Below are 20,348 nucleotides of genomic sequence, written 5' to 3'. Positions count from 1 at the left end.
CTTCCCAGTGGCCGGATCGTCAGGTCGCAGATACGCCGCGTCAGGCCATAAATGCTTTTCTCCCCAGCCCTTGGATGCTGGGCTGATTCCTGGGACGGCGCAACAGACTGCTGCGTGCATGCAACGAATTGCCGCGTGCACGGTGTCGCAGCCAGAAACGCCGACGTCTGCAGCCGGAACTCTCTGCCGGCTGGTTTGGCGTAGCCAACCGACGGCAGACGGGATCGCAAATAACGAGATTCACCTCAGAGTGGTTCCAGCCTATGCGCTGACAGGCCCGGCGATCACGTGCTCTTGATACTGCGGCAGGTCATCGGTGATGGTGAACCACGGCGCCTTGGAACCGACGAAGATGTGCTGGGCCGGCCGGATGCTCGGGTCGTCGACGAGCGTCCCCATGGCGACATGGACGAAAGTACCATCACGAACCAGCGAGTAGAGCAACGAGCCGCACAACTTGCAGTGCGTGTCGTTGCCGCTTTCGTCGCCGAAGATCATCAGCTTGTCGTCACCCTTGGTGAGGTGAAGCTTCTCGCGCCCGATGCCGGCGAAGGGCTTGAAGGCCGAGCCCGTCGTGCGGCGGCAGTTCGAGCAGTGGCAATTCGCGGCATAAGCGAATTCGTCCGCCACCTCATATTGGACGGCACCGCATAGGCATCTGCCGGCAAGCTTGCGATCGCTTGCATATTCCGGCTTTGTCACAGGCTCCTCCTTCCCGGCGATCACGGTTAGCATCGAAGCTGTCTGGGTGTTTTAGTCCAGATCCGCCACCACTTCGCCCGCGCCGCCCTCGATGCGCTGCGACAGCGAGGCTTCCATGAAATCGTCCAGGTCGCCGTCGAGCACGCTCGACGGGCTGGTGCTCTCGACGCCGGTGCGCAGGTCCTTCACCAGCTGATAAGGCTGCAGCACGTAGGAGCGGATCTGATGACCCCAGCCGATGTCGCTCTTCGACGCCTCGGTGGCATTCGCAACCGCTTCACGCTTCTTCAGCTCTTCCTCGTAAAGCCGCGAGCGCAGCATCTCCCAGGCCTTCGCCTTGTTCTTATGCTGCGAGCGCTCGGCCTGGCAGGCAACCGCTATGCCGGTGGCAAGATGGGTGATGCGGACTGCCGAATCGGTGGTGTTGACGTGCTGGCCGCCCGATCCCGACGAGCGGTAGGTGTCGATGCGGACATCCGATTCGGAGACATCGATCTCGATCGTCTCGTCGATCACCGGATAGACCCAGACGCTAGCGAAGGAAGTATGGCGGCGCGCATTGCTGTCATAGGGCGAAATGCGCACGAGACGATGGACGCCCGATTCCGTCTTCAGCCAGCCATAGGCGTTATGGCCCTTGATCAGCAAGGTAGCGGACTTGATGCCGGCCTCTTCGCCGTCGTGCACTTCCAGCACTTCGACCTTGAAGCGGCGCCGCTCTGCCCAGCGCGTATACATGCGCAGAAGCATCGAAGCCCAGTCCTGGCTCTCGGTGCCGCCAGCGCCGGCATGGACTTCGAGATAGGTGTCGTTGGCGTCGGCCTCTCCCGACAACAGCGTCTCGATCTGCCGGGCCTTCGCTTCGCCGCGCATCGAGCGGATCGCCGCTTCTGCCTCCGCGATGACGCTCTCGTCGCCTTCTTCCTCGCCAAGCTCGATCAGGCCGATATTGTCTTCGAGCGCCTGGGTCAGGCCTTTGACCGCCGCGATGCCCTCTTCGAGGCCCTGGCGCTCGCGCATCAGCTTCTGCGCTTCCAGCGGCTCGTTCCACAGGCTGGAATCCTCGGCACGCACATTCAGGTATTCAAGCCGCTTTATGGCCTGATCCCAGTCAAAGATGCCTCCTCAGCAGGGTTATCGCCTGCCTGATTTCGTCGACAATATTCTGCGTTTCCGCGCGCATGGCTGGCTGTTCGATCCTGTTTGCTGAGTCGGCGCGATACATAGGGACGGCATCGCCACATGTAAAGCGAAACGGGCCGGCCAGACCATGGTCTGACCGGCAACTTCAATGTTGATGTCGTTAATACAGCCCGCCGCCGCCCGACTGGATAGCCTGCGTGGCTTGCGGCGACAGCGGTCCGCCAGCACCATTGGAGCCGTCGGCGCCCATGCCGATCACCCAATAACTGTCGGCAGGCCCGGTGCCTGGCTTGAAGGCCTCGATGATGGTGCCCGGCTCGCCTTCGGCTGCCCGCATGCCGGTCTTGCGATTGATCGCGATCAGTTTCATGCCTTCCGGAACCTGGAAATCGACGTTGGTCGTACCGTCCAGCGCCACGCGCATGAAGTCCTTGAAGATCGGCGCGGCGAGACCGCCGCCGGTAGCGCCCTTGCCAAGGCCTCTCGGCTGGTCATAGCCCATGTAGAGGCCGACGACGAGATTCGGCGTATAGCCGATGAACCAGGCATCCTTCTCGTCGTTCGTCGTTCCCGTCTTGCCGGCGATGTGACGGCCAAGCTCGGCGATGGTGGCGCCGGTGCCGCGCTGCACGACGCCCTCCATCATCGACGTGATCTGGTAGGCGGTCATCGGATCGAGCACCTGCTCGAAATTGTCTACCAGTTCCGGCTCTGGCTGATTCTTCCATTCGGTGGCATTGCAGCCTTCGCAGCTACGCTCGTCCTGCTTGAAAACGGTCTTGCCGTAGCGATCCTGGATGCGGTCGATCAGCGACGGTTTGATCGACTTGCCGCCATTGGCCATGATCGAATAGGCCGACACCATGCGCATCACCGTCGTCTCGCCGGAGCCCAGCGCCATCGGCAGATACGGCGCCAGATGATCATAGACGCCGAAGCGCTCGGCATATTCCACGACCAGCTTCATGCCCATGTCGTTGGCCAGCCGCACGGTCATCAGATTGCGCGACTTTTCGATGCCGGAGCGCAACGTCGCCGGCCCCGCGACCGTTCCGTCGTAGTTCTTCGGCGTCCAGGTCGTGTTGCCGCTCTGGATGGTGATCGGTCCGTCCATGATCACCGAGGCCGGCGTATAGCCATTGTCCAAGGCGGCCGAGTAGACGATCGGCTTGAACGAGGATCCCGGCTGCCGCATGGCCTGCGTCGCGCGGTTGAATTCCGACTGCGCGTAGGAGAACCCGCCGACCATGGCCAGGACGCGACCGGTATGCGGATCCATGGCGATCAGGCCGCCTTCCACTTCCGGAACCTGGCGCAGGCTGTAGGTGCCGTCAGAACCGTCGTTCTTCTGCACGAAGATGACGTCACCCGGCTTCAGCACATCCGCCGGCGACTTGGCCTTGACGGTCTTGCCGTCGACCACGTGACGCATGGCGAAACCCATGTCTTCCTTGCTGACGGTGCCTTCGATGCGCTCCTTGACAAGCTCGCCCGAGGCCTGGCGCGCCGGCTGCAGTCCGATCGACAAGCCGGTCGCGGAACTGTCGAGCACGACGGCGAGCGACCACTCGGGCACATCCTCCAGTCCCTTGACCTTGCCGAGCGGCACGCCCCAGTCGCCGGATATGTCGATGTTGGTCACCGGCCCGCGGTAGCCGCGCAGCGTGTCGAACTTCATCAGGCCGCTCTGTATCGACTTGCGGGCGATGAGCTGCAGCTTCGGGTCGATCGTCGTGCGGACGGAAAGGCCGCCCTCGTAGAGCGCGTTCTCGCCATAGCGCGCGATGATCTGGCGGCGCACTTCCTCGGTGAAATATTCGCCCGCGAACAGATAGTTGCCGTTGCGGCGCGGCGTCACGCCGAGCGGCTCGGCCTTGGCCTTGTCGCCTTCTTCGCGGGTGACGTAGCCGTTCTCGACCATCTGGTCGATGACCCAGTTGCGGCGCTCAAGAGCGCGGTCGGCATGCTTGAAGGGATGGTAATTGTTGGGACCCTTCGGCAGGGAAGCCAGATAGGCCGCTTCCGCCACGGTGAGTTCGTTCACCGACTTGTCGAAATAGGTGAGCGCCGCGCCGGCGACGCCATAGGCTCCGAACCCAAAGAATATCTCGTTGAGGTAGAGCTCGAGAATGCGGTCCTTCGAATAGGCCTGCTCGATGCGGAAGGCGAGGATCATCTCCTTGATCTTGCGCTCGTAGGTCTGGTCGGAGGACAACAGGAAGTTCTTCGCCACCTGCTGGGTGATCGTCGAAGCACCGACCTGGCGCTTGCCGGAACCGAAATTCTGCAGATTGACCATGATCGCACGACCGAGGCCGGTCACATCGATGCCGGGGTGATTGTAGAAATTCTTGTCCTCGGCCGACAGGAAGGCCGCCTTGACGCGATCCGGGACCGCCTGGATCGGCAGATACAGTCGCCGCTCGCGCGCATATTCGGCCATCAGCGCCCCGTCGGACGCGTGGATGCGGGTCGTTACCGGCGGCTCGTACTTGGCCAGAACCTCGTAGTCGGGCAGATCCTTCGCCAAATGGCCGATATAGATCGCCACGCCCGCCGCGACCAGAAGGGCCAGCGTCGTGCCGATACCGAAGAAATAACCGATGAGACGAATCATGCCCGCTCCAGTCCGTGGTTCGGGAGTTTCCTAAACGAAGCCGCCTTTCGCGCAAGCATTCGGAACGGTCCCAATCCGCAATGGAAAACCCATGTCGCCACCATGTGGACAAAATACGGCAGCCTGGGGATTCGGCTCGCAATGCCGGGAATAATAGCTCCGGGTGTTGTCGTCGTGCAACGCTGCTTCTGGTTGTGGGCGGCGACGACTATATCAGCCTCCGGTGCCGCTTCCCGCCCTGGCCGAAGCAAACAGCGCGACAGCATTGGTTATGCTCTGGGCCGCCTTGCCGCGCCAATCGGCGCTGAGCAGCTGCGCTTCGTCCTTGGCGTTCGACAGATAACCGAGTTCGACCAGCACGGACGGCACATCCGGTGCCTTCAGCACCTTGAAGCCGGCCGAACGCTGCGGATTGTTGATAAGGCCGACGCTGGTCGAAAGCTGGCCGACCAGCGTGTGGGCAAAGCTCATCGAGAAATTATGGGTTTCGCGGCGGATCAGGTCGATCAGGATGTCGGTCACTTCCTTGCTGTCGTCCTTGATCTCCATTCCCGCGAACTGGTCGGAGAGATTTTCGCGGTCGGCAAGCGCCTGTGCCTCGGGGTCCGACGCCTTGTCGGACACGGTGTAGACGGTTGCGCCGCGGATGCCCTTGAGGCTGATCGTATCGGCGTGGATCGAGATGAGCAGGTCGGCTTCGTGCTGGCGGGCAATACGCACGCGCTCGTCCAGCCGCAGGAACTCGTCCGTCTCGCGCGTCATGAACACATCATAGTTGCCGACCGCTGCGAGCTTGTCCCGCAATTCGGCAGCAAAGGCGAGCGTGACGTTCTTCTCGACGGTACCGTTCAGGCCCTCGGCGCCGCCATCGACGCCGCCATGGCCGGGATCGATGACGACCGTGAAGCGGTGGCCCGGATTGGAGATCGGCCCGGTGCCGACCCTGCCGCCCTTGTCGGTCGAGACCGTCGAACCGGTTGTCAGCGCCTGATTGGCGAGCGCTGCGTCGAATTCTCGTTCTGACGCCGCCGACATATCGATGGCGATACGGTAGCCGTTGCCGTCGTCATTCCTGAGCACATCGAGCTTGTCGATCGCAAACGGCCCCTTGCCGGTGAGGATCAGCCGCGATCCTTCGCCGAGATCGCCGTAGCGCACGTCCCTGACCAGGCCGCGCGGCTTAACATCCTTGGCGTTGATGGCGAATCTCGTGCTTGGCAGATCGATGACCAGACGATTGGGTCCGCGCAGCAGGAACCATTTGACGTCGGGCTCGCGGTCGAAAGTCATGACGACACGCATCCTGGTGGCGTCGCCCGCCATTTTATAGCTGGTCGCGCTGAGCGGCACGTCGGCGCGCGATGCTGGCGAAAAAACCAGGCAAACCGCCAGCAGGAAAAGGGCAAAGGCAACGTGCAGGAAATGGCCCCCGGCGCAACGACCCTTGTTTGCGGTGACTGCCAGTCCCATCTCTTTCCAGTCGCTCCCGGTTTGGCGCCCGGCGCCATTCGTTTCGTCGAAGTGCCGGTTAGGCCGCGAACTCGATTAACGATTGGTATACAGAGAAGGTTAACCAAGCCTTTTCATGCAAGGGTCAGGACCTGTGCTTCCCCTACGGAACCGCTTTTTGCCGGCATCCGAAATCGGGGTTGCCTTCCATGCCGTCAAATCATAAAAGCGATGGTGGATCACTGCAATCCTGGAACCGCTTCCTCCGCAGCTTCCTGCTACAGGTCAGATGAAAGGCGGCTCCTTTCGCTTCAAGCGAAAAGGCTTCAGGTGATCGCGACGAATTTCGCAGGTGTGCGCCCGTGGCGGGGGAAACGCCTGCGTGAGGAAAACGGCCGGGTTTGTCCCGCGCCGGCTCTGTATGAGCAAACAAGCTGGTCCGGTTTTTCCCGGGCTTTGGTTCAAAAGGTTCTGCTGGTGACGATGGCTACAAGCGCAATCATGGAAAGGTCCGCATCAAACCGCGCCATTTTGGCTGCGGGCGGCACCGCCATGGCGCTCAAGCGGCGACCGGCGGACGTTCAATTGTCCGGCACCCACATTGATCCAGACTCACAGCGGCGGGCATTGCCTCGCAAGCTGCAGCTGGCGGCTGCCGGGAGGAAACGAAATAATGCCCAACAAGATGCTGATAGACGCCTCCCACCCGGAGGAAACACGTGTTGTCGTCGTTCGCGGTAACCGTATTGAAGAATTCGACTTTGAATCCCAGGACAAGAAGCAGCTCAAAGGAAACATCTACCTAGCCCGCGTAACGCGCGTAGAGCCCTCCCTTCAGGCAGCCTTTGTCGAATATGGCGGCAACCGTCACGGTTTCCTCGCCTTCAGTGAAATACATCCCGACTATTACCAGATCCCTGTCGCCGATCGTCAGGCGCTGCTGCGTGCGGAAGCACAGGAAGCCCAGGACGAAGAAGACGAAGACAGCGAAGGTGACGACCACCAGAGCCGCGATCGCGCACGGCGCGGTCGCCGTCGCGGCGGCAAGAACCGTGACCGCGGCGAACACAAGCGCGACGCGGGCGCAGCCGATTCCGAGGCGGGCGCAGCCGATTCCGAGGCGGGCGCGGCTGATTTCGATGAAAATGGCGACGCTGTCACCGCCGAAAGCCCGGCTTCCGAAAATGCCGACACATCGTCCGATACGGCCGGGCACCACGACGAAGCCGCCGATCATGGTGAGACCAGTCCTTCCGAAGGCGGCCCAACGTCGATTGCCGCCAGCATCGAAGCGGATGTGATTTCCGAAGCGGTGCGTCAGGCGGAGCCGAATGGCGAAGCCACATCCACCGACGATGACCGCGGCATGCTGGAAGAGGTGCAGCCCTCGCACCCGGACGACCACGAGGTCGAATCGGTCGGCGCCGAGGATGCTCTGGAAGAGGTACGCAACCGTCGCAAGCCGGTGCGCCGCCAATACAAGATCCAGGAAGTGATCAAGCGCCGCCAGATCCTTCTGGTGCAGGTCGTCAAGGAAGAGCGCGGCAACAAGGGTGCGGCACTCACCACCTATCTGTCGCTTGCCGGCCGCTATTCGGTGCTGATGCCGAACACGGCGCGTGGCGGCGGCATTTCGCGCAAGATCACCAACGCCCAGGACCGCAAGCGGCTGAAAGAGGTCGTCGCCGATCTCGAAGTGCCGCAAGGCATGGGCGTCATCCTGCGCACGGCCGGCGAAAGCCGCACCAAGGCAGAGATCAAGCGCGACTACGAATATCTGATGCGGCTGTGGGAAAACGTCCGCAATCTCACGCTGCAGTCTACGGCACCTGCCCTGGTCTACGAGGAAGGCAGCCTGATCAAGCGCTCGGTGCGCGACCTTTATAACAAGGATATCGACGAGATCCTGGTCTCCGGCGAGGACGGCTACCGCGAGGCCAAGGACTTCATGCGCATGCTGATGCCGAGCCACGCCAAGGTCGTGCAGCCGTTCCGTGACACCACGCCGATCTTCGTGCGCAACGGCATCGAGGCCCAGCTCGACCGCATGCTGCAGCCGCAAGTGACGCTGAAGAGCGGCGGCTACATCATCATCAACCAGACCGAAGCGCTGGTCGCCATCGACGTCAATTCGGGCCGCTCGACCAAGGAGCACTCGATCGAGGACACCGCGCTCCACACCAATCTCGAGGCCGCCGAGGAAGTCGCCCGGCAGCTCCGGCTGCGCGACCTCGCCGGCCTGATCGTCATCGACTTCATCGACATGGAGGAGAACCGCAACAACCGCTCCGTCGAGAAGCGGCTGAAGGATCACCTCAAGAACGACAGAGCCCGCATCCAGGTCGGCCGCATTTCGCATTTCGGCCTGATGGAGATGTCGCGCCAGCGCATCCGCGCCAGCGTGCTGGAATCGACGATGAAGCCTTGCCCGCATTGCGGCGGCACCGGCCATGTGCGGTCCGATTCATCTGTCGCACTCATGGTGGTGCGGGCGATCGAGGAATTCCTGCTCAAGGATTCGCGCAGCCACATAACAGTGCGGACACCGGCGGCGACCGCGCTCTACGTGCTTAACCACAAGCGCAGTACGCTGGTGGAGCTTGAACACCGCTTCGGCGTGACCATCACTCTGGAGGCCGACGATTCGGTTGGGTCCCAGCACTATGCGATCTTCCGCGGCGCGCTGGCCGAGAAGCCGGAGGGCTTTGTCGAAGTACGGACACTGCCGGCCTATGCCGAGCCGGAAGAGCCCGAAGACGAAATCGCCATAGAGGAGGAGAGCGAAACTCCGGTGCAGGCGGAACAGCCGCGCCAGGCCCAACAGCCGCAGCATCAGCCACGATCCGGCGAGGACGGCGACGGTCGCGACCGCAAGCGCCGCAAGCGCCGCAGACGGCGCGGCGGCAAGGATCGCGATCGCGAGCATGGTGACCGCGAGCATGGCGCCCCTGCTTCCGATACGGCGCCGGCGGACGGCGTCGCCGTGGCCGCAAGCGATGAAAGCGCCGAAGGGGCCGACGAAGCTGCGATCGGCACTGCCGCAACCGCGGAAGCGCCGGAAGACGGTCAGGGCAAGAAGCGCCGGCGCGGCAAGCGCGGCGGCAAGCGCAATCGCGGCGAAGGCGAGATCAGCGCGAGTGCCGGCGAGTCAGCTGGTGTGTCCGAAGGCGGCACTTCAGAAGGCGAGCCTGCCTCCATCGAGTCGACAGCGGCAACACCGGTTGAAGAGCCTGTGGCCCTCGCTCCTGCAAACGACGACACGCCAGTCGCCGAGAAGCCGAAAAAGCCGCGTCGCGCCGCCAAGCCGAAGAAGGCTGCCGCGGAAGCCGTCGCCGAGACGGTAACCGAGGCAGCTCCGGAAGCCGCTATCGAGGCAGCGGCGCCGGCCGAAACAGCGGAAGCCGCGCCTACGAAGGAAGCGCCTGCGACTGCCCGCCCAGCGCGGCGCAAACCGGCTGCAGTGGATGCCCCGGTTGTGCCCGTGGTTTCCTCGAACGTTGCCGACGAGGCAAAGACCGAGGACAAGCCGAAGCGTGCCGGCTGGTGGCAGCGGAAGGGCTTTTTCTAAGCTTTTCAGTTTTTTGGAATGATTTTCTGATCAAAAATCCCGCGTTGCCCGGTAGGCGGCGCGGGGTTTTTCATGTCGGAATAGCAGTAAATCCCAAAAGCGCGTCGCACCTGAAGTCGTTATCCCAAAAGCCGCGGCGCAATTTTGTGCGACATGCATCAAGGCGCAAAGATCGACCAATTCATCATCTTCGCCAGTTTCTCCAGCGCGATCGAGCCCAGCCTGGAATTGCCGTTGGCATTGAGGCCGGGTGACCACACGGCAAGAGACGCCACGCCCGGCACGATCCCCAATATGCCGCCGCCGACGCCGCTCTTGCCGGGAATGCCGACGCGGAAGGCAAAATCGCCGGACCCGTCATAATGGCCGCAGGTCAGCATCATTGCGCCGATGCGGCGGGCGCGCTCTGCCGACACCACCGAATGTCCGGTGGCCGGGTTCTTGCCGCCATTGGCAAGGAAGCGGCCGGCCAGGGCGAGTTGCCGGCAACTCATGGCGATGGCGCAATGGTGGAAATAGACGCCCAGCGCCAGTTCCGGCGCATGGTGGAGGTTACCGAAGGATTTCATATAGTTGGCAAGCGCGAAATTGCGAAAGCCGGTGGCGCGTTCGGAAGCCGCGACCTCGCGGTCGATGATAACAGTCTCGTCGTCGGCCAGAAACTGGATGAAGCGCAGGATCTCGCCGATCGCCTCGCGTGGCTGGTGGCCGGCGAGCAGGATGTCGGAGATGACGATGGCGCCGGCATTGATGAATGGGTTGCGCGGAATGCCGTTCTCATGCTCGAGCTGGACGATCGAGTTGAACGGATTGCCGGAAGGCTCGCGGCCGACACGTTGCCACAGCGCGTCGCCGACATTGCCAAGTGCCAGCGTCAGCGTGAACACCTTTGAAATGCTCTGGATGGAAAACGGCTGATCGGCATCACCCGCCATCAGCACGCGGCCGTCATTGGTCACCGCTGCAATGCCGAACTTCTTCGGATCGACCTTGCCGAGTTGCGGAATGTAGCTGGCGACTTCACCGCGATCCGTACGCTCCGCCATTTCGGCGGCGACTTCGGCCAAGGCCTGCTCAAGTTCCGGCATTGCGTCCCTCGCTATTTCAGCCAGCGTTCGATGCGCGCCATCGCCTCGACCATGTCGTCATGGCTGCCGGCATAGGAAAAGCGCATGGTCCGGTGCCCGGCCAGGGGATCGAAGTCGCGGCCGGGCGTCGCCGCCACATGCGCCTCGGCAAGCATCCGGCGCGCGAAGGCCATGCTGTCGTTGGTGTGCCTTGTGACATCACAGAAGGCGTAGAACGCGCCGTCCATGGGCGCCGCCAATGCAAAGCCGAGTTCCGGCAGGCGCTTCATCAAAAGCTCGCGGTTCCAGGCGTAGCGCGCCTTCACCGCTTCCAGTTCTTGCGTCGCCTTGAACGCCTCGATCGCCGCAATCTGCGACAGTTCCGGCGGCGAAATGTAGAGGCTCTGGGCAATGCGCTCGACCGGCCGCACCAGTTCTTCCGGCAGCACCATCCAGCCGATGCGCCAACCGGTCATGCAATAGTATTTCGAGAAGGAATTGATCACCGTCACGCCCGTGCCGTAGGCGAGCGTCGTCGTGTCCGGGGCGGCGTAGGCGAGCCGGTGATAGATCTCGTCCGAGATCACCGCGATGCCGAGCGCGTCCGCCGTCGCAACCAGCGCCGACAACTCGTCGGCGGGGATCACCGCCCCGGTTGGATTGGCCGGGCTGGCGAACAGCACGCCCTTCAATGGTTTTTCGCGGTGCGCGGTTTTCAGATGTTCGGCATGGAGATAGGCCTCGCCATCGAGCTCGATCTCGACGATCTCGATGCCGAGCGCTGCCATGATGTTGCGATAGGCCGGATAGCCGGGTGCAGCGATGGCGACGCGGTCACCCGGATCGAACATCGCCAAGAAGGCCAGGTTGAAGGCCGCTGACGATCCGGTGGTCACGGCAATCCGGCCAGGCGGGACATCGATGCCGTAATGCTCGGCATAGTGCTCCGCGATCGCCTTGCGCAGCTCTGTCAGGCCCAGTGCGTCGGTATAGCCGATGCGGCCTATCTTCAGCGCATTGGCCGCGGCTTCTCTAACTCCTGCCGGCGCCGGGTCGGACGGCTGCCCGACAGCCATTGAAACGACCGGCACGCCCGTCGCCTTCAGCCGGTTGGCCTCGGCCAGAATGTCCATGGCGTGGAACGGCTCGACCGCGCCGCGGCGCGAAAGCGAAACAACCATTTGACCTCACTCTTACCGCTTTAAGCCTCTGTCTTTATGCATGTCTCAAACCACTATGCGCTTTTTGGCATCTGCATTGTCTACCGCCGCAAGCAGCCGGCTTTGACGGCGCGCCGCACAAATGCCCGATTGATATGGGGATCACAAGCTCAGGAAGTTTTCGGTGCCGACTTTTCATCCTTCGCCCGCTCGTCTACCAGTGGACCTGTCATGTTGAGCCGACCCAGATCGACGATAGCCCGGACTGCGCGCGGATTCGCGACGCTTTTGCTTGCAACCGCGGTCGCAGTCGCCGGCTCGGTGAGCGCGTTCGCGCAAAACGTGCCGGTGGTGCGCGATGCCGAGATCGAAGCCCTGGTGCGCGATTATGCCCGGCCAATCTTCAAGGCGGCGGGACTGGCGAAAGATGGCGTCAATATCGTGCTGGTCAACGATCCGAGCTTCAACGCCTTCGTCGCCGGCCGTCGTCTGTTCATCAACACCGGCGCGCTGATGACGGCCGAAACGCCGAACGAGATCATCGGCGTCATCGCTCACGAAGCCGGTCACATCGCTGGCGGCCATCAGCAGAAATTGCGCGAGCAGCTCGAGCGCGCCAAGACGATGGCGATCATCGCTACGCTGCTCGGCGCCGGCGCGATGGTCGCCGGCGCGACCACCAAGAGCCGTGGCCTTGCCGGCGCTGGCATGGGTGTTGCGGCTGGCGGCGGCGAGATGGCGCAGCGCAGCATCCTCGCCTATCAACGCACCGAGGAGATGACCGCCGACCGCTCGGCGATCAGCTATCTCAACGCCACCGGCCAGTCCGGCATGGGTATGCTGAAGACGTTCGGCCGCTTCCAGGGCGCATTGTCGCTGTCCGGCGCGCAGGTCGATCCCTACCGGATCAGCCATCCAATGCCGCAGGAGCGCATCGCCAATCTCGAAGCGCTCGTGAAACAGAGCCCCTATGTCGACAAGGTCGACCCGCCGGCGCTGCAGCAGCGGCACGATATGATGCGCATCAAGATCGCCGTCTACATGCAAGGCCAGGCCGCCGCGTCGCGGCTGATGCGCAAGAACCCGGGCAGCCTCGCCTCGCGATATGGCGATGCGCAGGCGACGTATCTTTTCGGCAACCTGGCCAACGCGCTCGCCAAGACAAACGCGCTGATCAAGGAGCAACCGAAAAACCCCTATTTCCAGGAATTGCGCGGCGACATCCTGATGAAGGCGAACAAGCCCAAGGATGCCGCGGATGCCTATGCCAAGGCAGTCAGCCTCGATCCGGCACGATCCGGACTGCTGCCGGTCTCCTATGGACAGGCGCTGATGGCCATCGGCACGCCCGATTCCCTGAAGAAGGCAGCAGTGCAGATCAGCAACGGTCTCGGGCGCGACCGCGAAAACGCCGAAGGATATCGCTACCTGGCCCAGGCCTATGGCGAGCTGGGCGACATACCGGCGGCCGACCTCGCCACTGCCGAAGGCCATTTCTATTCCGGCGACTACAAGAACGCGAAGATCTTCGCTATGCGTGCGCAGATGAAGATGAAGCGCGGCGAGCCGGGGTGGCTTCGTGCGCAGGATATCATAAACTACGCGCCTTCCGGCAAAAACAAGTGAACCTTTCGGCCGCGCGCGGCGACACAGCGGACCGGAACAGGCAAGAGGATCGAGGATCATGAACAAGGCAATATTGCTCGGCACTACGGGAGTGGCGGCAGCGCTTGCCATGCTGGCTTTCGGCTTCGTCACTGGAAATCCGCAAACGGCGAAGGCCGATACGGTGCAAATCGTCCAGACAGCGTCATCGGACGGCACCAAGATCGACCGGGCCGAGGTCGAAGGCATCATCCGCGACTATCTCCTGAAGAACCCTGAAGTACTGCTCGAGGCGCAAAGCGCGCTTGAGGCCAAGCAGAAGGAAGAGCAGCGGATCGCCAGTCTCGGCGTCATCAAGAATGCCAAGGACGAGATATTCAACTCCTCCTTCGACGGCGTCGTCGGCAATCCGAACGGCAAGGTCACCATCGTCGAGTTCTACGACTACAATTGCGGCTTCTGCAAACGCGCCATCGACGACATGCGGGCGCTGACGAAGGCCGATCCGAACCTGCGCTTCGTGCTCAAGGAATTCCCGATCCTCGGCCCTGATTCACAGAAGGCCAGCGTCGTTTCGATGGCTTTCCACCTGATGAAGCCGGAAAAATACGGTGAGTTCCACAACGCCCTGCTCGGCGGCCAGGGACGCGCCACAGAGGCCGCGGCGATCAAGGTGGCACTGTCGCTCGGCGCCGACGAGGCGACGCTGCGCGAGAAGATGAAGGATCCGAGCATCACCCAGACCTTCTCCAAGACCTATGAGCTTGCCAACAAGCTGGCCATCACCGGAACGCCCTCCTATGTGGTCGGCAACGAGGTGGTGTTCGGGGCGCTCGGCCGGGAAGTGCTGGCGGAAAAGATCGAGGCGGCGAAGGCCGCGCTCTGATCTTGCAGCAGGCAATTTTCCGCCTGTTGTGGACAGCGAAAGAACGCACTTGCGCTCTTTCCGCAGGCGTCTATGCCCATTATAGAGGGTCCGGCGCGCCGGCTTGAGGCCGGCGCCGGGAAAGGTCGGCTTTTTTGAAAACGGTTTTCGTCCTGAACGGTCCCAACCTCAACGCGCTCGGCAAGCGCGAGCCAGGCATCTATGGCGGCAAGACGCTCGCCGCGATCGCCGACGACTGCAAGCAGGCTGGTGCGGCACTTGGGCTGCAGATTGATTTCCGTCAATCAAACCATGAGGGCGATCTCGTCGACTGGATCCACGAAGCCGCCGACAAGGCCGTTGGCATCGTCATCAATCCGGGTGCCTACAGCCACACCTCGATCGCCATCCACGACGCCATCCGCGCCATCGCGCCGCTGCCGGTGGCCGAAGTCCATCTTTCCAACATTCACGCGCGGGAACCATTCCGCCACGTCTCCATGGTCGCGCCGGTCGCTGTCGGCATGATCTGCGGGTTCGGGCCGCTTGGCTACACGCTTGCGCTGCAGGCGCTGGCAGCACGCCTATGACCGGCCAACAAACAGAAGGCTCGAAAATGTCGATAAAGAAGAACGGTGTTGACCAGCAACTGATCCGCGATCTGGCGGGCATACTGAACGACACCAATCTCACCGAGATCGAGGTCGAGCTGGGTGACTTGAAGGTGCGCGTCTCGCGACAGGCGCCGGCCGTCCATGCGGTTGCCGCGCCGCAGCCCGCCTATGCGCCGGCAGCACCTCAGCCCGCGGCGGCTTCCGTGCCGGCGGAGTTCGACGTGTCCAAGAATGCAGTGGCTTCGCCCATGGTCGGCACCGCCTATCTGGCGCCGTCGCCCGACGCCAAGCCGTTCATCGAGATCGGGCAGAAGGTCAAGGAAGGCCAGACGCTGCTGATCATCGAGGCGATGAAGACGATGAACCAGATCCCCTCGCCGCGTGCCGGCACGGTGACGGCGATCCTGTTCGAAGATGCCCAGCCGGTCGAATACGGCATGCCTCTCGTCGTCATCGAGTAGAGCCGGGAACAGCCGAAAGATGTTCCAGAAAATCCTCATCGCCAATCGCGGCGAAATCGCTCTCCGGGTGCTGCGCGCCTGCAAGGAGCTCGGCATCCAGACAGTGGTGGTGCATTCGACCGCCGACGCCGATGCCATGCATGTGCGGCTGGCCGACGAGAGCGTCTGCATCGGGCCGCCGCCGTCGCGCGACAGCTACCTCAACATCCATCAGATCGTCGCGGCTTGCGAGATCACCGGCGCCGATGCGGTGCATCCCGGCTACGGCTTCCTGTCGGAGAACGCCAAGTTCGCCGATATCCTTGCCGCGCACAATATCACCTTCATCGGCCCGTCCGGCGACCATATCCGCATCATGGGCGACAAGATCGAGGCCAAGCGCACGGCAAAGCGCCTGGGCATTCCTGTTGTGCCTGGCTCCGACGGCGCAGTCACCGAGGAAAAGGAAGCCAAGCGCATCGCCGCCGAGATCGGCTATCCGGTGATCATCAAGGCGTCGGCCGGCGGCGGCGGACGCGGCATGAAGGTGGCGCGCAGCGAAGTAGACCTTGAAGTCGCGCTGCAAACGGCGCGCTCGGAAGCCGGTGCTGCCTTCGGCGACGACGCCGTATACATCGAGAAATACCTTCAAAAGCCGCGCCACATCGAGGTGCAGGTGTTCGGCGACGGTGCCGGCCACGGCGTGCATTTCGGCGAACGCGACTGCTCGCTGCAGCGCCGCCACCAGAAGGTCTGGGAAGAGGCGCCATCGCCCGCCCTCAATGCCGAGGAGCGCGCATATATCGGCGGCGTCTGCGCCAGAGCCATTGCCGATCTTGGCTATTCCGGCGCCGGCACCATCGAATTCCTCTACGAGAACGGCGAATTCTACTTCATTGAGATGAACACGCGGCTGCAGGTCGAGCATCCGGTAACGGAGGCGATCACCGGCATCGACCTCGTGCACGAACAGATCCGCGTCGCCTCGGGCGCCGGGCTTTCGGTGCGCCAGGAGGACATCCGCTTCCTGGGCCATGCCATCGAATGCCGCATCAATGCCGAGGATCCGCGCACTTTCACTCCCTCGCCCGGCACGATCACCCATTTCCACACGCCGGGCGGCCTCGGCATCCGTGTCGATTCCGGCGTTTATTCAGGCTATAAGATCCCACCATATTACGACAGCTTGATCGGCAAGCTGATCGTGCACGGACGCAACCGCGTCGAATGCATGATGCGGCTGCGGCGCGCGCTCGACGAGTTCGTCGTTGACGGCATTAAGACGACGCTGCCGCTGTTTCGCGATCTCGTCGGCAATGCCGATATCGCCAATGGCGACTATGACATCCACTGGCTGGAAAAATACCTGGCCAAAGAGGATTAGGTGGTGAGCATATAGATACGGATATATATTTAGATGTGATGTCGCGATGACCCGTCCCTACGCGCCCGGCTATCGCATCCCGACCGACCTTTTGCTCAAGGCCTATGCTTCGGGAGTCTTCCCGATGGCCGAAAGTGCCGCTGACCCGGAAGTGTTCTGGGTGCGGCCTGAGGCGCGTGGCATCATTCCGCTCAACGGGTTTCACACACCGAAAAGCCTGAAAAAGACGATGCGGAAATGCTTGTTCGATATCCGTTTCGATTTCGATTTCGAGGCGACGATCGACGGTTGCGCCGAAAGGCGTGAGGAGCGCCGGTCGACCTGGATCAATGCGCCGATACGCGAAGCCTATGTGCAACTCCATCGGCTCGGCCACTGCCATTCGGTCGAGGCGTGGCGCGAGGAGCGGCTGGTCGGCGGTCTCTACGGCGTGTCGCTCGGGCGGGTGTTTTTCGGTGAGAGCATGTTCGCCAAGGAGACCGATGCCTCAAAGATCTGCCTTTTCCATCTCGTCGAACGGTTGAAGGCACGCGGTTTCGCGCTGCTTGATACGCAGTTCACCACCGAGCACCTCAAGCGCTTTGGTGCCATCGACGTGCCGCGCGGCAAATACGAGAAGATGCTGGCCGACGCGTTAAAGGGTGACGCGATCTTTTTTCCGTGATCGCCGTCAGCGCTGGTCGCGTAAAATTTAAAGAAGCGCGGATCAAGACGCCAGCAGCGTCCTCGCTGTCCGAACGGACGCAGCGCTCTAATTGGTCTTGGGTGGGGCGGGAGCCGGCACGTCCGACTTCTGCTTGCAGGCCTTCAGCCATATGTCATAGACGGCGTGCTCGACGGCATTGAGGCCGGGGCTTTCGGCAAACATCCAGCCGGTGAAGATGCGACGTATCTTGCGATCCAGCGTGATCTCGTCGACCTCGACGAAGGAATCGGTCTTCGGCTCTTCGCTTTGTGGCCGCGAATAGCAGATACGCGGCGTCACCTGCAAAGCGCCGAACTGCACCGTCTCGTCGATATAGACATCGAAGGTGATAATGCGGCCGGTGATCTTGTCGATGCCGGCGAATTCGGCGACGGGATTGGTGATGCGCTCGGCTGCCGCCGGCGCTGCCGGTGCCGGTGCCGGTGTCTGCGCAGCAGCAAATGTCGTCGTGCATAAGACAACAGCGGCTGTTGCAGCCAGTCCGCCCGTCGAAATTCGGCTGAAAATGCTCATGCAAGGATACCGGTGGTTGCGCCCGGGTGATTCTATCGATCCGCCAAGGCTAGTCGCCGTTTTCTGATCAGCAAGCAGCTAAATGCCAATTGTGGCGACAAAGGACCGATCCGCGGCTTTGACCTGTCAGGAACCCGGCGTCCAGGCGTCGTAATCGCCTGTCACCTGCGGACGGTGCTGATTGGTCAGCACCGAACCCTTCGGGCGGTAGGCAGCGGCGCTGCCGGTGAGGTTCGGCTGGTGCGGCTTCTGCCACTCGCGTGGCTTGTAGTCGTCGCTCGGCGGCGGCGTATCGACGCGGTGATGGATCCAGCCATGCCAGCCGGGTGGGATAGCCGAGGCTTCCGAATAGTTGCTGTAGATGACCCAGCGACGGGTGCGGCCTTCCGAATCGATGCCGCCCTCGTAGTAGACGTTGCCGAATTCGTCCTGCCCGACCTTCTTGCCGTGACGCCAGGTGTGGAAGCGTGTCCCCAGGGTCTGGCTGTTCCACCAGGTGAAAAACTGCAGAAGGAAAGTTTTCATCCAAGTCCTCGCGGCGTCGGCGGCGCCTGTTTCCTGCTTATGGCGTCAGGCCATCGCGAAGGCAAGGGTCTTGCCGCAACTGCGGCACAAATGGCATCTCGAGAAACCGAACCGAGCTTATCGTCTTCCGCAGGCGCCCGCTTGCCAAGCCTCTCTCGTCTTTCTAAAGCTCGCCCATACTAGGTGCCCGGCTTGGCCACCGCTGCGGGAGATGAAGAATGTCCCCGAACATGTCCCTGACCGACGTTCGGATCAGTGCCGAATCGATCCGCCTTCGCAAGGGCGGCGTGCCGATCGTCTGCCTCACCGCCTATACCTACCCTGTCGCACGCCTGCTCGACGATCACGTCGACCTGCTTCTGGTCGGTGACAGCCTCGCCATGGTCCTTTACGGCCACAAGAACACGCTCGGCGCCTCGCTGGAGATGATGATCGCCCACGGGCAAGCTGTGATGCGCGGTTCGGCCAAGGCCTGTGTGGTGGTCGACATGCCGGCCGGCAGCTACGAGAGCTCCACGGCGCAGGCCGTTGCCTCGGCACGACGGATTGTCGATGAGACCGGCTGCCAGGCAGTCAAGCTGGAGGGCGGCGTCGACATGATCAGGCAGATCTCCGCGATCGTTGCTGCCGGGATTCCGGTGATGGGCCATATCGGGCTGCAGCCGCAATCGGTGGAAAAGGACGGCGGCTACAGGATCAAGGGCCGGACCCAGGAGAATGTGGCGGCACTCCTTCGCGACGCGGACGCGGTCGAAAAGGCCGGCGCATTTTCGCTGGTCATCGAAGGCACCGTCGAGACCGTCGCCGCCGATCTCACCCGGCGCATCTCAATTCCAACCATCGGCATCGGCGCCAGCGGCGATTGCGACGGCCAGATCCTGGTCGTCGACGACATGCTTGGCCTGACCGTCGAGCATGTGCCGAAATTCGTCAAGGCGTATGCCGACCTGCGCAGCGTGATTTCGAACGCGGCCACGAGTTACGCAGCCGAAGTGCGAAGCCGGAGATTCCCCGGCCCGGATCACGTTTTCCCGGCCATATCGGGCCCGGCCACATCAGGCCCGGTCACATCAGGCAGGCGCAAGGCATGAGCCGGCCGATTGTCGTCGACAGCGTAGCCGCCCTTCGCGTGCAAATCCGCGACTGGCGTCGCGGGGGTCTCAGCGTTGCCATGGTGCCGACCATGGGGGCGCTGCATGACGGCCATATCTCGCTGGTCAGGATGGCACTCGACAGGGCCGATCGCTGCGTCGTCTCGATCTTCGTCAATCCGACCCAGTTCGCACCGAGCGAAGACCTCGACAAATATCCGCGCCAGCTTGCCCGCGATCTCGATAAGCTGGCTGCGACCGGCGCGCATCTCGCCTTCACGCCTGGTGTGGCGGAGATGTACCCGGTCGGCTTTGCCACAAGAATTTCGGTTGGCGGCCCCTCCTCCGGTCTCGAATCGGATTTCAGGCCGACCTTCTTCGACGGCGTCGCTACGGTCGTGGCAAAGCTGTTTCTGCAGGCGTTGCCCGACTGTGCGATCTTCGGCGAAAAGGACTATCAGCAGCTTTGTGTGGTCAGGCGGCTTTGCCGCGACCTCGATCTTCCAGTGGAAATCATCGGCGCGCCGACCGTGCGCGACACGCACGGTCTCGCCATGTCGTCGCGCAACGCCTATCTCAGCGAAACCGAGCTCGAGATCGCACGCCAGCTCAACGCGATCTTGCGCAGGACGGCGACGGCACTTGCAGCCGGCACCGAAGAAGCGAGCTCGACAGTCGAAGCCGGTCGCGCACTCGTCGAGGGGGGGTTCCAGAGCGTCGATTATGTCGCGGCGCGCGAGAGCCTGACGCTCGGCCCATGGCGGCGCGATCGCAACGGCCGCCTGCTCGCCGCAGCCTGGCTCGGCAAGACCAGGCTGATCGACAATGTAGAGATACCCTCTGCCTAGTTCAGGCAACCCGCATATTTTTCAGGCCTTTATGGACGCACTCTTCAGAAT

17 protein-coding genes are annotated in these 20,348 nt (G+C 62.4%); 9 read left to right on the top strand and 8 right to left on the bottom strand.

The features are described from left to right. Window positions 1–261 precede the first annotated feature (261 nt). From EN859_RS29660 to EN859_RS29645, 4 genes are all read right to left on the bottom strand, one after another. Window positions 262–702 carry a GFA family protein gene (locus EN859_RS29660; RefSeq protein WP_245525760.1) on the bottom strand — a complete coding sequence of 147 codons (441 nt, stop codon included), beginning with the start codon at window positions 700–702 and terminating at the stop codon, window positions 262–264. 51 nt (window positions 703–753) lie between these two features. Next, a protein-coding gene (gene prfB / locus EN859_RS29655) for a peptide chain release factor 2 (RefSeq protein ID WP_127856191.1) occupies window positions 754–1,885 on the bottom strand; the annotation gives its coding sequence in 2 pieces (ribosomal slippage) (window positions 754–1,818 and window positions 1,820–1,885; 1,131 coding nt in all). Between the two features lie 120 nt (window positions 1,886–2,005). Further along, entirely contained in the window at window positions 2,006–4,462 is a 2,457-nt protein-coding gene (locus tag EN859_RS29650) for a penicillin-binding protein 1A (RefSeq protein WP_127856190.1), read from the bottom strand. Between the two features lie 213 nt (window positions 4,463–4,675). After that, window positions 4,676–5,932, bottom strand: a complete 1,257-nt coding sequence (locus EN859_RS29645) for an N-acetylmuramoyl-L-alanine amidase (protein ID WP_127856189.1) — start codon at window positions 5,930–5,932, stop codon at window positions 4,676–4,678. 652 nt (window positions 5,933–6,584) lie between these two features. Between EN859_RS29645 and EN859_RS29640 the strand changes: the two genes are divergently transcribed. Then, window positions 6,585–9,479, top strand: a complete 2,895-nt coding sequence (locus EN859_RS29640) for a ribonuclease E/G (protein ID WP_127856188.1) — start codon at window positions 6,585–6,587, stop codon at window positions 9,477–9,479. Between the two features lie 158 nt (window positions 9,480–9,637). Here EN859_RS29640 and EN859_RS29635 read toward each other — a convergent pair whose 3' ends face one another. Beyond that, window positions 9,638–10,567, bottom strand: a complete 930-nt coding sequence (locus EN859_RS29635) for a glutaminase (RefSeq protein WP_127856187.1) — start codon at window positions 10,565–10,567, stop codon at window positions 9,638–9,640. Between the two features lie 11 nt (window positions 10,568–10,578). Continuing rightward, window positions 10,579–11,727, bottom strand: coding sequence for an aminotransferase class I/II-fold pyridoxal phosphate-dependent enzyme (locus tag EN859_RS29630; protein ID WP_127856186.1), 1,149 nt, complete (start codon window positions 11,725–11,727; stop codon window positions 10,579–10,581). Window positions 11,728–11,937: 210 nt separating this feature from the next. Here EN859_RS29630 and EN859_RS29625 point away from each other — a divergent pair, with 210 nt between their 5' ends. From EN859_RS29625 to aat, 6 genes are all read left to right on the top strand, one after another. Then, window positions 11,938–13,332, top strand: coding sequence for a M48 family metalloprotease (locus EN859_RS29625; RefSeq protein WP_127856185.1), 1,395 nt, complete (start codon window positions 11,938–11,940; stop codon window positions 13,330–13,332). A 58-nt stretch (window positions 13,333–13,390) separates the two neighbouring features. Next, complete coding sequence (locus tag EN859_RS29620; protein WP_127856184.1) at window positions 13,391–14,197, top strand: DsbA family protein; 807 nt, start codon at window positions 13,391–13,393, stop codon at window positions 14,195–14,197. 134 nt (window positions 14,198–14,331) lie between these two features. Then, window positions 14,332–14,766: a type II 3-dehydroquinate dehydratase gene (gene aroQ, locus EN859_RS29615; RefSeq protein WP_127856183.1), complete on the top strand. Its 435-nt coding sequence runs from the start codon at window positions 14,332–14,334 to the stop codon at window positions 14,764–14,766. A gap of 26 nt (window positions 14,767–14,792) precedes the next feature. Then, window positions 14,793–15,251 (top strand): acetyl-CoA carboxylase biotin carboxyl carrier protein, encoded by a 459-nt coding sequence (accB, locus tag EN859_RS29610; protein WP_127856182.1) that lies wholly within the window; start codon window positions 14,793–14,795, stop codon window positions 15,249–15,251. Window positions 15,252–15,270: 19 nt separating this feature from the next. After that, on the top strand, window positions 15,271–16,614 hold the full coding sequence (gene accC, locus EN859_RS29605) for an acetyl-CoA carboxylase biotin carboxylase subunit (RefSeq protein ID WP_127856181.1): 1,344 nt from the start codon (window positions 15,271–15,273) through the stop codon (window positions 16,612–16,614). Window positions 16,615–16,660: 46 nt separating this feature from the next. Further along, a complete protein-coding gene (gene aat, locus EN859_RS29600; RefSeq protein WP_127856180.1) occupies window positions 16,661–17,278 on the top strand; it encodes a leucyl/phenylalanyl-tRNA--protein transferase in 618 nt (205 codons plus the stop codon). 87 nt (window positions 17,279–17,365) lie between these two features. Here the strand turns inward: aat and EN859_RS29595 are convergent, their stop codons facing one another. Together EN859_RS29595 and EN859_RS29590 are read right to left on the bottom strand one after the other, a co-directional pair. Beyond that, window positions 17,366–17,833, bottom strand: coding sequence for a DUF2155 domain-containing protein (locus EN859_RS29595; protein ID WP_127856179.1), 468 nt, complete (start codon window positions 17,831–17,833; stop codon window positions 17,366–17,368). A 126-nt stretch (window positions 17,834–17,959) separates the two neighbouring features. Beyond that, complete coding sequence (locus tag EN859_RS29590) at window positions 17,960–18,358, bottom strand: NADH:ubiquinone oxidoreductase subunit NDUFA12 (RefSeq protein ID WP_127856178.1); 399 nt, start codon at window positions 18,356–18,358, stop codon at window positions 17,960–17,962. A gap of 218 nt (window positions 18,359–18,576) precedes the next feature. On the opposite strand from EN859_RS29590, the gene panB reads away from it, so the two are divergent. Beyond that, complete coding sequence (gene panB / locus EN859_RS29585) at window positions 18,577–19,449, top strand: 3-methyl-2-oxobutanoate hydroxymethyltransferase (RefSeq protein WP_127856177.1); 873 nt, start codon at window positions 18,577–18,579, stop codon at window positions 19,447–19,449. Further along, window positions 19,446–20,297 carry a pantoate--beta-alanine ligase gene (panC, locus tag EN859_RS29580; protein WP_127856176.1) on the top strand — a complete coding sequence of 284 codons (852 nt, stop codon included), beginning with the start codon at window positions 19,446–19,448 and terminating at the stop codon, window positions 20,295–20,297. The genes panB and panC overlap by 4 nt, the downstream gene beginning before the upstream one ends. Window positions 20,298–20,348: the final 51 nt, after the last annotated feature.

Origin of the sequence: Mesorhizobium sp. M00.F.Ca.ET.216.01.1.1 (genome assembly GCF_004010325.2) — a bacterium.
GTDB lineage: Bacteria > Pseudomonadota > Alphaproteobacteria > Rhizobiales > Rhizobiaceae > Mesorhizobium.
This window is presented reverse-complemented; position numbering and strand designations above follow the sequence as displayed.